The sequence below is a fragment of the Chryseobacterium hilariae genome (genome assembly GCF_051400735.1).
GTDB lineage: Bacteria > Bacteroidota > Bacteroidia > Flavobacteriales > Weeksellaceae > Chryseobacterium.
Window position 1 is genome coordinate 510,092 of sequence record NZ_JBLFFJ010000003.1, and the last position, 16,662, is coordinate 526,753.

16 protein-coding genes and 1 other RNA gene are annotated in these 16,662 nt (G+C 37.8%); 7 read left to right on the forward strand and 10 right to left on the reverse strand.

Annotation, left to right across the window (positions count from 1 at the left end; all coding sequences use genetic code 11):
• The first annotated feature begins 32 nt into the window (after nt 1-32).
• Complete coding sequence (locus ACMGDK_RS12070; protein WP_436808185.1) at nt 33-923, forward strand: DUF72 domain-containing protein; 891 nt, start codon at nt 33-35, stop codon at nt 921-923.
• Between the two features lie 117 nt (nt 924-1,040).
• Nucleotides 1,041-1,271 carry a hypothetical protein gene (locus ACMGDK_RS12075; protein ID WP_436808186.1) on the forward strand — a complete coding sequence of 77 codons (231 nt, stop codon included), beginning with the start codon at nt 1,041-1,043 and terminating at the stop codon, nt 1,269-1,271.
• Nucleotides 1,272-1,306: 35 nt separating this feature from the next.
• Here ACMGDK_RS12075 and ACMGDK_RS12080 read toward each other — a convergent pair whose 3' ends face one another.
• The 7 genes from ACMGDK_RS12080 to ACMGDK_RS12110 all read right to left on the reverse strand — a co-directional run bounded on the left by ACMGDK_RS12080 (nt 1,307) and on the right by ACMGDK_RS12110 (nt 8,166).
• Complete coding sequence (locus ACMGDK_RS12080) at nt 1,307-1,909, reverse strand: hypothetical protein (protein ID WP_436808187.1); 603 nt, start codon at nt 1,907-1,909, stop codon at nt 1,307-1,309.
• Nucleotides 1,910-1,947: 38 nt separating this feature from the next.
• Complete coding sequence (locus ACMGDK_RS12085; protein WP_436808188.1) at nt 1,948-2,592, reverse strand: HD domain-containing protein; 645 nt, start codon at nt 2,590-2,592, stop codon at nt 1,948-1,950.
• Entirely contained in the window at nt 2,589-3,434 is an 846-nt protein-coding gene (locus ACMGDK_RS12090; RefSeq protein ID WP_436808189.1) for an alpha/beta hydrolase family protein, read from the reverse strand. The genes ACMGDK_RS12085 and ACMGDK_RS12090 overlap by 4 nt, the downstream gene beginning before the upstream one ends.
• Before the next feature lie 90 nt (nt 3,435-3,524).
• A complete protein-coding gene (locus ACMGDK_RS12095) occupies nt 3,525-4,415 on the reverse strand; it encodes a ribokinase (RefSeq protein ID WP_436808190.1) in 891 nt (296 codons plus the stop codon).
• 64 nt (nt 4,416-4,479) lie between these two features.
• The gene (locus ACMGDK_RS12100) at nt 4,480-5,115 is read right to left on the reverse strand and encodes a DUF4241 domain-containing protein (RefSeq protein WP_436808191.1); all 636 of its coding nucleotides are present in this window, start codon (nt 5,113-5,115) and stop codon (nt 4,480-4,482) included.
• 1 nt (nt 5,116) lies between these two features.
• Nucleotides 5,117-5,482, reverse strand: coding sequence for a GIY-YIG nuclease family protein (locus tag ACMGDK_RS12105; protein WP_436808192.1), 366 nt, complete (start codon nt 5,480-5,482; stop codon nt 5,117-5,119).
• Nucleotides 5,483-5,550: 68 nt separating this feature from the next.
• A complete protein-coding gene (locus tag ACMGDK_RS12110; RefSeq protein ID WP_436808193.1) occupies nt 5,551-8,166 on the reverse strand; it encodes a valine--tRNA ligase in 2,616 nt (871 codons plus the stop codon).
• Nucleotides 8,167-8,295: 129 nt separating this feature from the next.
• Here ACMGDK_RS12110 and ACMGDK_RS12115 point away from each other — a divergent pair, with 129 nt between their 5' ends.
• On the forward strand, nt 8,296-8,760 hold the full coding sequence (locus ACMGDK_RS12115) for a DUF1573 domain-containing protein (protein WP_436808194.1): 465 nt from the start codon (nt 8,296-8,298) through the stop codon (nt 8,758-8,760).
• Nucleotides 8,761-8,920: 160 nt separating this feature from the next.
• Nucleotides 8,921-9,790, forward strand: coding sequence for a polyphosphate kinase 2 family protein (locus tag ACMGDK_RS12120; RefSeq protein WP_436808195.1), 870 nt, complete (start codon nt 8,921-8,923; stop codon nt 9,788-9,790).
• A gap of 125 nt (nt 9,791-9,915) precedes the next feature.
• On the opposite strand, the gene rnpB is transcribed toward ACMGDK_RS12120, so the two are convergent.
• Nucleotides 9,916-10,240: RNase P RNA component class A (gene rnpB / locus ACMGDK_RS12125), an RNA gene on the reverse strand.
• Between the two features lie 156 nt (nt 10,241-10,396).
• Here rnpB and ACMGDK_RS12130 point away from each other — a divergent pair.
• Genes ACMGDK_RS12130 through ACMGDK_RS12140 form a run of 3 tightly spaced genes read left to right on the forward strand, consistent with a single transcriptional unit; the run spans nt 10,397 to nt 13,243 of the window.
• A complete protein-coding gene (locus ACMGDK_RS12130; protein WP_034706592.1) occupies nt 10,397-10,888 on the forward strand; it encodes an RNA polymerase sigma factor in 492 nt (163 codons plus the stop codon).
• Complete coding sequence (locus tag ACMGDK_RS12135; RefSeq protein WP_436808196.1) at nt 10,881-11,555, forward strand: DUF8845 family protein; 675 nt, start codon at nt 10,881-10,883, stop codon at nt 11,553-11,555. The genes ACMGDK_RS12130 and ACMGDK_RS12135 overlap by 8 nt, the downstream gene beginning before the upstream one ends.
• Nucleotides 11,556-11,614: 59 nt before the next feature.
• Nucleotides 11,615-13,243, forward strand: coding sequence for an AMP-binding protein (locus ACMGDK_RS12140; RefSeq protein ID WP_436808197.1), 1,629 nt, complete (start codon nt 11,615-11,617; stop codon nt 13,241-13,243).
• A gap of 113 nt (nt 13,244-13,356) precedes the next feature.
• Here ACMGDK_RS12140 and rpoN read toward each other — a convergent pair whose 3' ends face one another.
• Both rpoN and asnS read right to left on the reverse strand, forming a co-directional pair.
• A complete protein-coding gene (gene rpoN, locus ACMGDK_RS12145) occupies nt 13,357-14,820 on the reverse strand; it encodes an RNA polymerase factor sigma-54 (RefSeq protein WP_436808198.1) in 1,464 nt (487 codons plus the stop codon).
• A 157-nt stretch (nt 14,821-14,977) separates the two neighbouring features.
• Nucleotides 14,978-16,426: an asparagine--tRNA ligase gene (gene asnS / locus ACMGDK_RS12150; protein WP_436808199.1), complete on the reverse strand. Its 1,449-nt coding sequence runs from the start codon at nt 16,424-16,426 to the stop codon at nt 14,978-14,980.
• Nucleotides 16,427-16,662 lie beyond the last annotated feature (236 nt).

The window sequence follows — 16,662 nt, forward strand, 5'->3', positions numbered from 1 at the left end:
TTAAGCAGTTTAATCCTTAAATATCAAAAAATATGAAATTCGGACAAGTAGAAGATCCTTCAAAAATAGATTTCACTCTTCCTAAAGACCATTCCAGAACTAAGGAAATTTTAAGTCAGAATAAAAAAGGGCTGGAAAATATTTCCATCGGATGTGCAAAATGGAACAAAACCGATCTTAAAGGGTTTTATCCTAAAGGAACCAAGGACGAATTGACCTATTACGCCAAACAGTTTAATTCTATTGAACTGAATGCTACTTTTTACGGAATGCCTACCCCTGAACAGGTTGCAGTCTGGAAAGAGAAAACCCCTGAAAATTTTAAGTTTTTCCCCAAGATTACTAATACTGTTTCACATTTCCGAAGGCTGATCGATGTTACTGAACCGGTAACCAGCTTTGCATCAGCGATTATGAATTTTGACCAAAAGCTGGGCATGGCTTTTCTGCAGCTGCATGATAATTTTAAGCCTAAAGATTATGACAGGCTGGAAAAATTTGTAAAAGACTGGCCGAAGGAAGTTCCTCTTGCCATTGAACTCCGCAACACGGAATGGTTTACTGATGAAGAGATTTTCAACACAACCTGTGAGCTTTTTGAAGCCAATAACATCACCAATATTATCGTGGATACTGCAGGAAGAAGAGATATGCTCCATATGCGTCTCACTACTCCCAACGCTTTTATCCGCTATGTAGGTGCCAATGCCGAAAGCGATTATGAAAGACTGGACGACTGGATGAAACATCTGACTAAGTGGAAAAAAGAGGGTCTGCAGAATGTATACTTTTTTGTCCATCAGAATATTGAAAAAGCTTCTCCACTTCTTTCAGCCTATTTTATTAAGAAGATGAATGAGGAATGGAAAACCGATCTTCATATTCCACAAATGGCTACCGATAATAACGGAACACTGTTTTAACTAAAATACATTCATTTTCCAGATTCAACAAAAAAAACTGTTTTTGTTGAAAAAAATTAGTAAATTAGGATTTACTGATGCTCATCATGCAACACAGTACCTAAAAAACAAAATGTCATGGAAAAAGAAATTTGCACAATAAGTATTGCCAGTACGTGGCTCGGTGATGAATATACATTTTATGAAGACCATAAAATAAAAAGACTCTACGATAATCACAGCCTGAGTGCCAACCGGACTGAATGGCTGGAACCTCACCAGATCAGTAAACAGAATAAAGATAAGCTAATCAAAAATTGTCCTGAAGAATTTAAGGAACAGGTCATGCAGATTCTGGATTATCCATAATATAATAAGTAATGAGTAATTTTTTAAACCAATAATTACTCATTGCTTATTTGATTTTTTCTTAACAAAAGTACGAGGTTCAGGAAAAGAAGCAGAAAGTCTAAGGATACCCAAATTCCCAGCTTTGCATTTTCGTAGTTATAGGTCTCTACCTGTTTTTTTGCAGCTTCTGAAAGTTTTACACTCTGATTGATGTAGTTCTGGACTTCCACAATCTGGTCGATATTTTTGTTCGGAACGGCATGCTGGGAGAAATAGACCATGTTTTTTTTACCCAGATAGCCTATGATCCAGTATTCGTCGGATTGGTCCATTTTAAGATATTCTATCCTGTAATATTCCGGACGTATTTTCCCGATATGTTTAGGTTCCAAATTTTGGATTTTAGCCGTATCCACTTTGATCAGATAAAAATCCAAAGTCTGTGGAAGCTTATTGACTACCTGCAGTCCAACTGAATTATCTACAAAGCTTACCGCACTTTTTTTGATGAACCAATACGTAAACGTTGAAATTGAAAAAACCAGTGTAAGGATACGGAACAGTTTCGCCCATTTTGCCACCCTTCCTGATTTTACTTTAAACAAAACCAAAGAAAGGACACAAGCCCAGAAGATAACAAAAATGATAAATACCATACTGCAAAGATACTGATTTAAGATTTTTCAGAGGAATGTTAATCTACATTCCATTCTTTGTAGAACTGGTCCAGGAATCCCAGCATATAATCATGTCTTTGCTGAGCGATCTCCTTCCCTTTCTCAGTATTCATCAGGTCTTTTAAAAGCAGAAGCTTTTCATAGAAATGATTAATCGTTGTTCCGTTAGACTTTTTATATTCATCTTTAGACATATTCAGACTTGGCTGAACTTCCGGGTCATACATCGGATTATTTTTAAAGCCTCCAAAGTTGAACGTCCTTCCAATTCCAATAGCACCTATCGCATCTATACGGTCTGCATCCTGTACGATCTTAAGTTCAATCGGCAGTTCATCCGGAACTTCGCCCCTGTTTTTAAACGAAATATTTTTAATGATAAATAAAACTTTTTCTATCACCTCTTCAGAAACCTGCTGACCTTCCAGAAATTCCCTTGCTATTTTAGGAGCTATGGTTTCATCTCCGTTGTGAAACTTTGGATCTGCAATATCATGCAGCAATGCGGAAAGTTCCACAACTTCCTGATTACAGTCTTCTGCTGCAGCTATTTTTCTCGACAGCTTCCATACTCTTTCAATGTGATACCAGTCGTGTCCGGCCTCGGCTCCTTTTAATTTTTCTTTTACAAATTCTACGGTGTTTTCAATCGTACTTTTCATGTATCTGCCAATTCGTTTAAAATAATATTCCAGAGATTTTTGTTATAACTTCTAAAAAAATTGACGTGCCCGATCTCCTTTTTGTCAGATTCGGAGGTTTTAACCAGCCTGTAGGAAGGTTTTAGGTTGGGATATGTATCGTTTAAAAGGCTCAAAACCCCTTTTTCAGTCAGCCATACATCGTCTTCTGCGCGGATCACAAACACTTTTTGTGTCAAATCTTTAGAATAGTCATCAATTTTCTCCAACAGCCTGTTGGTTGATTTCCTGTTTAAAATTAAGGTTCTCCAGTCATATGCGCAATTTTTTGGAAGACTTTCTCCAAGTCCGAACCAGTTTGCAGGGAAATAGCCTAATAATCCGGTGGTTAGTGGCTGAACAATTCCAAAGCCGAGATAAGCTTCCACTTTGGTCCTGAGCTTCAGGTTTCCGACAAATGCATTCTGCGTTCCTACAAAAATAAATTCATCAAACATCATGGAATCCTCATTCATACCAAGAATCAATGCTCCTACCGAATGTCCCAGACAGTACTTTTTATATTCCGGGAATTCTGTTTTAATATATTGGGTCAGCGCTTTATAATCTTCAGAACCCCAGATTCTCATGGAGCCCTTAAAACCTTTCATATTTTTTGGTTTTGACAGTCCTATTCCTCTATAATCATAAGCAATGACCGTAAATCCTTGTTCGGAGAAGAAATGGGCAAATGAGAAATACACCTGCTGCTTCACCCCAGTTGCAGAATTGATCAGAAGCAATTTTCCGTTGCTTTTTCCAGGTCTGAAAAGATGAACAGCCAAAGGTATATGGTCTTTTGTAATGAGTTCCAGTTTTTCCATATTATAAAAAGAAAAAATCCACTATAAAAGTGGAGATTTTACTTATATTTTTATGTTAAGTTTGCAAGTTTCGATATGTGGCAAATAGCTTTAGGAAAGAAAATCTGACATTCTGGGAAGCCCTGTCTGTGAACCTTTTCCTCCGGAAACCCTTGAAGAAACTTCATTACCGAATTTTACACAATCCTCGATAGAATTTCCGTGGCAGAGCGCTACAGCGAATCCTGAAGTAAAGGCATCTCCCATCCCCATTTTGTAAACGGTCTCGTCTTTATCATTTCTATAGTATTTCATTTCCGTTCCGTCAAAATAGACTGTCGAATTGGTATCGTCCCTTACAAAAACCTTATTGAAATATTTTTTTAGTATTTCTTCTCTTTTATCTTCACCGAAAACAGTATGCAGTTCGCTGCTTTTTGTCACAATAAAATCTACATTTTCTATAATTCCTTCATTGATTCTCATCGCCGGCGAAGCATAAAGGCCTACTTTTTTTCCATATTTTTTAGCTTTTCTGATCGCATATTCTACGACCTCCATGGCCACTTCAAGCTGAACGAGAACAAGATCTACACTGTTAAAATAGCGGTCCGCATCTTCCACATGCTGAATGCTGAGACGTTTATTAGCTGCAGGAACCACTACAATAGCTGCATTTCCGTGGCTGGTAGTCACATATGCTGTACCCGTAGATTCCATATCGGTTTCATGGACAAAGCCTACATTTACACCTTCACCTACGAGATTCCTCATAATCTGCTGGCCAAGAGGATCCATCCCCACACATCCTATAAAATAGACACTGGCTCCCAGCCTTGCGGTGCCCACCGCCTGATTGGCTCCTTTTCCGCCAAAATAACTGTCTGAATTGACGGCCAAAACAGTTTCATTGGATTGAGGAATTTTTTCAGTTTCTAAAACGAGATCAATTGATGAGCTGCCTACTACAATAATTTTGGGTTGTTCTGATGAGAATTTCATTGGTGTTTTTATCTTAGTTTAAATAATACTTCAGAAAACTAGGTTTCAAAAATAACTAATTTAATTAACTTATTTCAATAAATTCGGTAATTATCTTTACAGGCTTCTGCTCGTTATCATATGCGATATAGCTGGCATAAAAACCCTCTCCGTATCCTGTTTCAAAGGCAAAAATTGTTCCCGGATGCCCGTCAGTCGGTTTCAGAAATGCATACTGATCTATAGCCCCTTTCTCATCAAAGAAATACTCATGGAAAAACTCTTCATAGATTCCCATGAAATCTGCACCTTTGCTATGATACAATCTCTTTTCAAGTTCGTTAAGGTTGTTCTGCGTATCTACATCCATAAGGCATCCCATCCCACTTTCTACAGGGTATCCAAAAACTTCTTCTTCAGCAAGATCTCTGGTATCCTGCCCTTCGGTAACTGCCATTTTCCAATCTGTAATTTCCGTACTGCTGAAAATAACTTCCGCATACGCGACACAGTTGCTTTCTCTTTCTTTATGCAGTAAAACAGAGAAATTTCCTTTTGGAAATTCTGTCGTGAAAGGCAGCATGTCATTAGTGATCAAGGGATCACAGGCAACGAGCTTCCCACTGGAAAGATAGAGTTTCCCCACTTCGAAGCTTTCCAGTAAAGGACTTTCCACGAAGTTTCTTGAGAATAGTTTTTTTATGTTTTCTATGTGTGTCATTTTAATTTTTGTTGTTTACACTGTCAGGCTGAGCGGAGTCGAAGCCTTTTTGATCTTGCTCCAAATTATCCGAATGACTTTTGTTTTTACAAGCAGATAATTCTTTTAACTGTTCCCAGTTATCATTTATAATCGCTTCTTTTTTCTTTCGGCTCCATCCTTTCACTTGTTTTTCAAATAAAATAGCCTGCATAATGTCATTAAATTCACAAAAGAAGACCAATTCTACAGGTCTTCTTTTGTGTGTATAGCTTTCAGGAAATTTTCCAGACTGATGCTGAGCCAATCTGGCTTCAATATCATTGGTAACTCCTGTATAATAAGAGCCGTCGGAACATTTTAAAATATATACAAAATATTGTTTCATTTTAAGATATCAGGCTTCGACTCCGCTCAGCCTGACATTCCGACAAACTTACTGTCTATCTTTTAAATTTACAAACTTTTCAGCTTCTCTTCTAAAATAGCAATCTTATCCTGAGCATCTTTCTGCTTCTGGCGCTCTACTTCTACAACTTCAGGTTTAGCGTTAGCTACAAACTTTTCATTGGAAAGCTTCTTATCAACAGAAATTAAGAATCCTTTTAAATATTTCAATTCTTCTTCTGTTTTCTTTTTCTCTTCACCCAAATCTAAATTCTCACTCAAAGGAATAGAAACTTCTGTTGCACTAACAAGGAATGTAAAGCTAGGCTTATCTGTCTTTGCTCCGAAATGAATTTCAGTAACATTGGCCAGCTTTCTAATCACCGCTTCATTTTCAAAGCTTGAGGCACTTGTATAAACCTCAACAGCTTCTTTAGGAGAAATCCCTTTGGTCTGACGGTAGTTTCTGATTCCGGAAATGATCTCTTCAGCAGTTTCGAAGTTTTTAATAATCTCTTCATTAAATGCTCCGGCTTTCTTCTGCTGAGCAATAATTAAAGCTTCTTCAATGCTTCTCTCTGAGATAAGCTGCCAGATTTCTTCAGACTGGAACGGCATAAACGGATGAACAAGTTTCATCAGCTCTTCAAAGAAGGCTATTGTTGTCTGATACACTTCTTCAGAAACTCCTTCCCCATAGTTTGGTTTCACCGCTTCAAGGTACCATCCACAGAAATCATCCCAAATTAGTTTATAGATCAGGTGTAAAGCATCAGAAATTCTGAATTTCTCAAACTGCTGCTCAATCTCACCGATTGTTTTATTTAATTTATGTTCAAACCATTCGATTGCATTTTTATCTGAATCGTTCAATGGTTTATCTTCTCTGTTCCATCCTTGTGTTAAACGGAATGCACTCCAGATTTTCGTCATAAAGTTTCTTCCCTGAAGCATCAGATCCTCGTCAAAAAGAAGATCATTTCCTGCTGCAGAACTCAATAGGATTCCTACACGAACTCCATCTGCACCATATTTATCCATCAATTCAAGCGGATCCGGAGAGTTTCCTAAAGATTTTGACATCTTTCTTCTCTGCTTATCTCTTACAATACCTGTAAAATATACATTTTTGAACGGAACTTCTTTTCTGTATTCCAGTCCGGCCATGATCATTCTGGCTACCCAGAAGAAAATAATATCCGGGCCTGTAACCAGGTCAGAAGTTGGATAATAATAGTTGATATCTTTATTTACAGGATCAAGCAGACCGTCGAATACGGACATTGGCCATAACCATGATGAGAACCAGGTATCAAGAGCATCTTCGTCCTGTTTCAGACCTTCAAGAGTTAATTCCTGTTTTCCTGTTTTTTGTTTTGCCAATTCTAAAGCTTCTTCTTTAGTCTCTGCAACCACAAAATCATTTTCTCCATCTCCGTAGTAGAATGCCGGAATCTGCTGTCCCCACCAAAGCTGACGGGAAATATTCCAGTCGCGGATGTTTTCCATCCAGTGCTTATAGGTATTTTTGAACTTTTCAGGATAGAACTTCACCTCATCTTCCATTACTACATCCAAGGCAGGTTTAGCAATTTCAGACATTTTTAAGAACCACTGAACAGAAACTTTAGGTTCAATAACCGCTCCTGTTCTTTCTGAAGTCCCTACCTTATTTACGTAATCTTCGGCTTTCAGTAAAAGACCTTTTTCCTGTAATTCTTTTGCAATCTGCTTTCTTACCTCAAACCTGTTTTTACCTGCATAATGTAAACCGTGCTCGTTAAGATTTCCATCATCATCCAAAGCATCGATCATTTTCAATTGATGCTTCTGCCCGATTTCATAGTCATTGGTATCATGGGCAGGCGTAATTTTCAACGCTCCGGTTCCGAATTCAATATCTACATATTCGTCTTCGATGATAGGAATCACTCTGTCAACGATCGGTACGATTACATTTTTCCCTTTCAGATGAGCGTATCTTTCGTCATTAGGATTGATGCATACCGCAGTATCCCCGAAAATAGTCTCAGGACGTGTTGTTGCTACGGAAAGAAATTCTTCCGAGCCTTCTATTTTATATTTAAGGAAATATAATTTCCCGTTCTGTTCTTTAAATATTACTTCTTCATCAGAAATATTGGTCTTGGCTTCCGGATCCCAGTTAACCATTCTGTAGCCTCTGTAAATCAGTCCTTTATTATACAGGTCTACAAAGCTTTTGATTACCTGTTGGGAAAGTTTCTCTTCCATCGTGAAACGGGTTCTGTCCCAGTCGCACGAACATCCCAGCTTTTTCAGCTGTTCCAGAATGGTTCCTCCATACTTATCGGTCCATTCCCAGGCATGCTTTAAGAATTCTTCCCGGGTAATATCTGATTTGCTGATCCCTTCAGACTTCAGTTTGGCAACAACTTTGGCTTCAGTGGCAATTGAAGCGTGGTCTGTGCCCGGAATCCAGCAGGCATTAAAGCCTTGCATTCTTGCACGGCGGACGAGAACATCTTGAATGGTATTGTTCAGCATATGTCCCATGTGTAATATCCCCGTTACGTTTGGCGGAGGAATTACCACAGTATATGGTGGTTTCTCATTAGGCTCCGAATGGAAAAATTTGTTTTCCATCCAGAAGTTGTACCATTTCTGTTCAGTTTCCTGTGGATTGTACTTTTCTGAAATCTGCATAAAATTCTATTTCTTTTGCTTACAATTTGCAAAAATAGTCTAAAGAAAAAAAATTTTAAGTATGAATTAAAATAATTTTTAACTTTGTTTCTTGAAATTTATCTAACAAACATATTAACATTCAAGAATATGAAAAATTTAATTGCAGGAATTGCATTATTTGGAACGTTTGCATTGGCCTCTGCACAAACGATTACGTTTGACAAAACTACTTTTGACTATGGTACTATCAAGCCAAGTGCTGACGGTACAAGATTCTTTACAGTAACGAATACAGGTGACAAACCTTTGATCCTTTCTAATGTAAAACCTTCTTGTGGATGTACTACCCCTGAGTTCAGCCAGGATCCTATCATGCCTGGAAAATCTGCTAAGATTAAAGTGGGATATAACACTACTCTTAACGGACCTTTTAATAAGATGATCGAAGTTTTCTCTAATGACCCTGCTAACAGCAGAAGCGTAATCTACATCAAAGGTAATGTAGACCCTAATGCTCCTGAACCAAAGCCTTTAACAGCTGAAGAGCAGAAAGCAGCAGCAAAAGCTGAAAAGAAAGCAGCTAAACTTGCTAAAAAAACAGCAGCGAAGTAATCTCTACTAAAAAAATAAAGGAACCGTCTTCATTTGGAGACGGTTTTTTTATTACATTTAAATAAGATATTAGATTTTAGAAGTTAGATATTAATTAATGATATTTCTTAATTTCTCAATCTTTAAATATTTCAATTTTCAATCATTTAATATTAAAAGTATGGATACCAATTTTTCAGATGACTTCCTGGTAAAGGGAAAGGTTTCGATAAAAAAAATTTCAACAGAATATAAAGGAAAGCTCACAAAAGAAGAAGGCGGGCAGTTGTTAATCGCAGAAAAGGAAAAACTTCGTGAATTGCAGGAAAAACTTTATGCTGATGGCAGCAAATCCCTGCTTGTGATCCTTCAGGCAATGGATGCAGCGGGAAAAGACAGTCTGATAGAGCATGTTTTCGGGGGTGTAAATCCGCAGGGCTGCAGCGTTACCAGCTTTAAAGCTCCAAGTTCAAAGGAATATTCCCACGATTTTCTATGGAGACATTATCTGGCTCTTCCACAGAAAGGAATGATTGGTATTTTCAACAGATCTCATTATGAGAGTGTTCTGGTATGCAAGGTTCATCCTGAATATAACCTCAGCGAAAAAACATGGTCTTCGGTAAAGGATTTCGATGCAAGGTTCTGGGAAAACAGGTATGAAAGTATCCGAAATTTCGAACAGCACCTGGCACAGAACGGAACTACTATTGTGAAGATATTTTTAAATGTTTCTAAGGACGAGCAAAAGAAAAGGCTTCTGGACAGAATCAATGAGCAGGAAAAAAACTGGAAATTTTCTGCTGCAGATCTCCCTGAAAGGGCACTTTTCCCAAAATATATGGAAGCTTATGAAACTGCTATTAATGAAACTTCAAAGGATCATGCGCCTTGGTATGTGCTTCCGGCAGATAATAAATGGTTTGCAAGAGTGGCCGCTATACAGATTATTATTGATACTCTGGAGAAGATGGATCTGAAATATCCACAACTTGGGGACAAGGAGAGGTTGGAACTTAGTGAGGCTAAAAAAACACTGGAAAATGAATAATCAGGAAGGTTATCACAGCTGAATAGTAATAAATAATACGTCAAAAGAAAGTTTGATATGTCTTTAATAACAAAAGCGGAGTACAGTCTCCGCTTTATTTATCATTGAATATAACTTTCTAAAAAATCACGAGAAAATCTGTAAGCCGGATTTTGTTCTTCCGAAGGAAGTGCCTGTTATTTATCTGCGTCTTACATTGCTGCAAAACTTGAGCTGATTACCCCTCGGCTTTCAGGACGAGCCGCCCCTATTTTCATTTCTGAAAAGAACCGATATACTTATCATTGCACCGCAAAGAGTTTACCTGGTTTCACTACAGCCGAACTGTACCTGCTTTCTGTTGCACTTGTCCTACCCTCACGGGTGACGGATGTTATCCGCTTTGCTGCTCTATGGTGTCCGGACTTTCCTACCCCTGCCGAAACAGGAATCAACAAGCCGATTTTCTCGCGGTTGCAAAGATACGCGATAATTTCGACAATTGAGAATTTTAGAAATAGCTCAGTTTGAAATCTTAAAATGGAGTGGCTTTCCAAATTAACAAATTATACCATCACATATCAACAAATTACCGCATTATTATTATCTTCGTGCCATTATATATCTATGACTTCCAGAGAAAAAGAATTTGCGCAGCTTATTAAGGATAATCAGGGCCTGATTATTAAAGTTTCGCGTTTGTACACCAATTCTCTTGAAGATGAAGAAGATCTGTTTCAGGAGATCGTACTGCAGCTTTGGAGAAGCTATGATTCTTTTAAAGGAAATTCTAAAATTTCTACGTGGATGTATCGCGTAGCGCTTAATACAGCCATTACTCTTTTCAGAAAAAAAAGCAAAAGCCTTCTTACGAATGAATTGGATATCAATCACAGAGATTTTGTAGAGGACGACGACGAAAAGCAGCAGCAGATATCGCTTCTGTATACTGTGATCAAAACACTTCCCAATGTAGAAAGAGCAATTGTAATGATGTATCTTGATGACCTGCCTTATAAGGATATTGCAGAAAACCTCGGGATTACCGAAGTTAACGCACGTGTGAAAATGAACAGATTAAAGAAAACCCTTAAAGAACAGATGCAAAAATATGCCTGATTTTGATTTAGACAGTTTTAAGAAAACATGGCAAGAGCAACCTGTTCAGCCGAAATACGACAGCAGTGAAATCCTGCAGATGTTGAACAGAAAATCACGTAATTATGTGAAGTATATTTTCTGGATCAGTGTGGCAGAATTCTTATTCTTTTCCGTTCTGGGATTATTTTATTTCTTTCAGGGCGAGGAATCGGATAGCTTCCGTAAAATCTTAGAAAAACTGGGAGCTCAGAAGTCCCCTGAAATAGAGACTAATTTTGACCATGCTTATTTAGCTATAAAAATTATAAGTCTTTTAATCACCGCCTACTTCGTTCTAAAGTTTTATCAGAATTACCGCAAAATAAAGATCGAAGAAAATCTCAAAGACCTTATTATACGGATCATTAAGTTCAAGAAAACCGTTAATGCTTTTATCCTGATCAGCATTGCGTTGCTGGTAGCTTTTACATTTGTATTCACTGCATTTATTTTCTATGTTTTAAATTCCCAAAATGTACGGCCGGATAATTCCAATCTTATTATTGTTATTATCGGAATTATTGTGAGTACAGTATTATGCGTCCTGCTGATCTGGCTCTATTACAGACTTGTGTACGGAATTATCATCAGAAAACTGGACAAAAATCTGAAACAGCTTAAAGACATAGAATCTCAGGAAAATTAGCATAAGCAGGCATCATTTAAAGATTTTTCATTAATTTTACTTCCACCAAATCTTAAACTATGCCATTATCTTATGTCTATGGAGCTTCCGCCATACCATTACTGGGACAAACCATCGGGGGAAATCTAAAAAAGACTGTTGAAAAATACTCAAACCAGGAAGCCTTAGTCTGTGTTCATCAGAATTACAGAGCTACCTATCAGGAATTTTATAATCAGACCACTGCTGTTGCAAAAGCTTTAATATTCTTAGGCGCCAAAGCAGGAGACCGGATCGGGATCTGGTCCTCGAACCGTTATGAATGGGTTCTTCTTCAATATGCTACGGCCCGGATAGGAACCATACTGGTGAATATTAATCCTGCCTACAGAACTCACGAGCTTACCTATGTGATCAATCAATCCGGAATCCGGTTTATGTTTTCTTCTTTAAGCTTTAAAACGAGCAATTACAAGGAAATGGTAGAATATGCGAAGGAGGTCTGTCCCAGCCTGGAACATGAGATTTTCTTTGATGACAACTGGGAACATTTTTTAAACAACGGACAGGATATTTCGGATGATACGCTTCACAGCTTTGAGGAGCATGTACAGTTTGATGACCCCGTAAATATTCAATATACTTCCGGAACTACAGGCTTCCCAAAAGGCGTCACTCTTTCCCATCACAATATTTTAAATAACGGATATTTTATCGGCATCCGCTTAAAATATTCGGAAAAAGACCGTGTCTGTATTCCTGTACCTTTTTATCATTGCTTTGGAATGGTGATCGGAAATATATGCTGTACAGCTCACGGTGCATGTATGGTGATCCCTAATGACAGCTTTAATCCTGAAATTACCTTAAAAACAGTTTCTGAAGAAAAATGTACCTCTTTATACGGAGTTCCGACAATGTTTATTGCAGAACTGGCTGTTAAGGACTTTGATACCTATGATTTCTCAAACTTAAGAACCGGTGTCATGGCTGGCTCCGTATGCCCTCCTGAAATTATGAAAAAGGTGGAAAACCTTATGAATATTAAAGAAATGAGTATCTGTTACGGAATGACGGAAACTTCTCCGGTTTCTACACAGACACTGATAGGAACACCATTGAAAAAACAGGTCAGTACCGTAGGAACCGTACAGGACCATCTTGAAATAAAGATTATTGATGAAAACGGAAGGACCGTAGCCCGTGGTGAACAAGGCGAATTGTGTACGAGAGGCTATTCCGTAATGCTGAAATACTGGAATGATCCGGAAAACACAAAGAAAGTACTGGATGATGCCCGGTGGATGCATACCGGCGATATGGCTGTCATGGACGATGAGGGCTATATTACAATCTCCGGAAGAATAAAGGACTTGATTATTCGCGGAGGTGAAAACATTTCCCCTAAAGAAGTTGAAGATTTCCTATACACCTATCCGAACATACTGGACGTACAGATTATCGGGGTTCCGAGTGAAAAATTTGGGGAAGAAGTAATGGCCTGGGTAAAAGTCAGGAAAGGATTTGAGGTATCGGAAACTGAGCTCTTAGAATACTGCCAGGGAAGAATTGCTCATTATAAAGTTCCGAAATACTGGAAATTTGTGGATGAATTCCCGATGACGATATCCGGAAAAATAAGAAAAGTGGAAATGCGGGAGATTTCTATAAAAGAGCTGGAACTGGATAAATTGAAACAGCGTTCCTAAGGAAAATGTATAATAAAACTTTGCGTTAAAATATCTCGCAGATCGAGCATATTTTCACTTTAAAAACAAAAAAGCCCAGAAATACTGGGCTTTACTTATGTATAGAAAACTTATTAAAGTTCTTTTCTTAATCTTGCTACCGGAATATTGAGCTGTTCACGGTATTTGGCGATCGTTCTTCTGGCAATATTATAGCCTTGTTCTTTCAGCATCACTACCAACGCGTCATCTGTAAGGGGTTTTCTTTTATTTTCCTTTCCAATCACTTCCTGAAGATGAGTCTTGATTTCTTTGGTAGAAACTTCTTCACCGTCATCATTGGTCAGACTGTCAGAGAAAAGATCTTTAAGATAAACAATTCCGTTCGAGGTATCGGCATATTTACTTTTTACTACTCTCGAAATGGTAGAAATATCAAATCCGGTAATATCAGCAATGTCTTTCAGGATCATCGGTCTCAGTGATTTTTCGTCACCTGTAATAAAATAATCCTTCTGAAATTTTACGATAGCTGTAATCGTTTGCAACAGGGTATTCTGACGCTGGTTAATAGCATCTATATACCATTTTGCAGCATCTAATTTCTGTTTGATGAATAACGCCGCCTGTTTATGCTCAGAAGAGTTTTTATCGTGCGAATAGGTAGTTAAAATATCTTTATATTCTTCAGAAACTCTTAGAGTCGGCGCATTTTTACTGTTGAGCATCGGAATTACCATTCCATCTTTTACCTGGACCACAAAATCCGGAATAATTTCCTGATTAATGGTGATCGTCTGCGTATCAAAGTTTCCTCCTACTTTTGGTGAAAGTTTGGAAATCTCGTCCAAGGCATCTTTAAGGTCATCCTCCTCAATATCATATTTCTGGATAATCTTGTTGTAATGCTTATTAGTAAGTGCATCGAACTGATATCTTAAAATATTGGCTGCCAGAGAGACCGCTTTGTCAGAGCTTACTTTTTTCTCGATCTGAAGCAGCAGACATTCCTGAAGGCCTCTTGCTCCTACTCCTGGCGGATCAAGCTTCTGAATATAATTTTCCAGAATATCTTCCACTTTTTCCTTGGTAGTATAAATTCCCTGGGAGAAAGCAAGATCATCTACAATAGCTTTAATTTCTCTTCTTAAATATCCATCGGTATCTAAATTTCCAATCACATATTCAGCAATCTTCTCATCTTCTTCATTGATATTGACCAAATGGATCTGCTCCAGCAGATAGTCGTACAAGGACTGTCCTTCGGTGAGAAGACTTTCGTTGTCGAATTCTTCATCGTCCGGAGAATAGTTGCTTGATGCAGTTTTATAGCTAGGTTCGTCATCGTAAATATACTCGTTGACGTCAAAATCTGTTTGAATACTTTCTGTTCCTTCATCCTGATAAGCATCTTCAAGAGAAGAGTATTCATCTTCTTTAGGATCTTCCTTAACAATTTCCAAAGCAGGATTCTCCTCTAGCTCTCTTTCCAGCTCCTCTTCAAATTCCAGTGTATGAAGCTGAATAAGCTTCATCAACTGAATCTGCTGAGGTGCCAGCTTCTGTCCTAATTTGAGTTGTAAGTGTTGTTTAAGCATATTAGTCTTTGTGTTTTAACATAAGATATCTACGAATTTAATAAATTAATTCGACAAAAAACGAATTTAGCATGATTTTTGCATTAACTTATTAACATAATAAACTATTAGAAAATAAAAAAAGCCTTAATTTTTATATTAAGGCTTTTTTATGTATCTAGAATTCAGCGCTTTTCGGCGTTCTAGGAAAAGGAATCACATCTCTGATGTTGGTCATTCCTGTTACAAAAAGAACGAGCCTTTCTAGTCCCAAACCGAAGCCTGCATGTGGTACAGAACCGAATTTTCGGGTATCCAGGTACCACCAAAGCTCGTGCTCGTCTACATGCATATCTGCCATTTTCTGCTTCAGCACATCCAATCTGGCTTCTCTTTCCGATCCTCCGATGATTTCCCCGATACCTGGGAAAAGAACGTCCATTGCAGCAACGGTCTTATTGTCATCGTTCAGCTTCATATAAAAGGCTTTGATCTCTTTAGGATAGTCGAACAATACTACCGGGCTTTCAAAGTGTTTTTCAACCAGGTATCTTTCATGTTCAGACTGAAGATCCGTTCCCCAGTTTTCAACCGGATACTGGAATTTCCCTTTTTTATTTTCTTTTGAGTTCATCAGGATCTCAATTGCTTCAGTATAACTTACACGCTTGAAACGTTTCGATATAACATTCTGAAGTTTCTCGATAAGCCCTTCTTTTGCTCTGTCTTTTTCAGGTTTTCCTTTCTGCTCTTCCTCAAAACGTTTGTCCAGGAACTCAAGATCATCTTTACAATTGTCCAGAACATACTGGATCACATATTTTAAGAAATCTTCCGCCAGGTCAATATTGTCTTCAAGGTTGTTAAAAGCCACTTCCGGTTCTATCATCCAGAATTCGGCAAGGTGTCTTGTCGTGTTTGAATTTTCAGCACGGAAAGTAGGTCCGAATGTATAAATTCTGCCCAATCCCATTGCTGCAGTTTCTCCCTCAAGCTGTCCGGAAACCGTAAGGTTGGTTTTCTTTCCGAAGAAATCCTGTGCAAAATCAATTTCGCCTGTTTCAGTTTTAGGGATATTGTTCAGGTCAAAGTTCGTTACCCCAAACATTTCTCCCGCTCCTTCTGCATCAGCTCCTGTGATTACCGGTGTATTGATATAGAAGAACTGGTTTTTGTTAAAGAATGAATGCACTGCAAAGCTAACAGCATGACGCACTCTGAAAACAGCTCCGAATAAATTCGTTCTGAATCTTAAATGGGCCTGGTCTCTCAGAACTTCCAAAGAGTGTTTTTTAGGCTGAAGAATTGTTTTATCTCTGTCTTCTGTAAAGTTATCTCCTAAAATAATAATTTTTTTGGCTACAATCTCTACGTTCTGTCCGGCTCCCTGGCTTTCTACAACTTCACCTACTACCTTTAATGAAGCAGCTGTACTGATTTTACTGATAACCTCTTCATCGAAATTTTCAAAATCAACAACAATCTGCAAATTATTAATCGTAGAACCATCATTTAGTGCTATAAAGCGATTGGCGCGGAATGTTCTTACCCAACCGTAAACCGTAATGTCATGATGTAATACTTTCTTGTAATCCTGTAGGATTTCTTTAATCGTCTGCTTTTTCATTTGTTGATTATAAATTTTCTTATAAAAATTAACGTCTGCAAAGTTACAAAAAAACAGCGCAACTTGATGATTACGCTATCTTTTTAAAAAATCATTTATCAAAATATTGAATCCAAAACTATGTCATGGATATTATCTAGGCGATGATATAGTTTAATGCACCAATTATAACTATTTATTAAGTCTTCTTCAATATGTTATAACTACACATGCTATATTTATTGTTCTGTTATAAT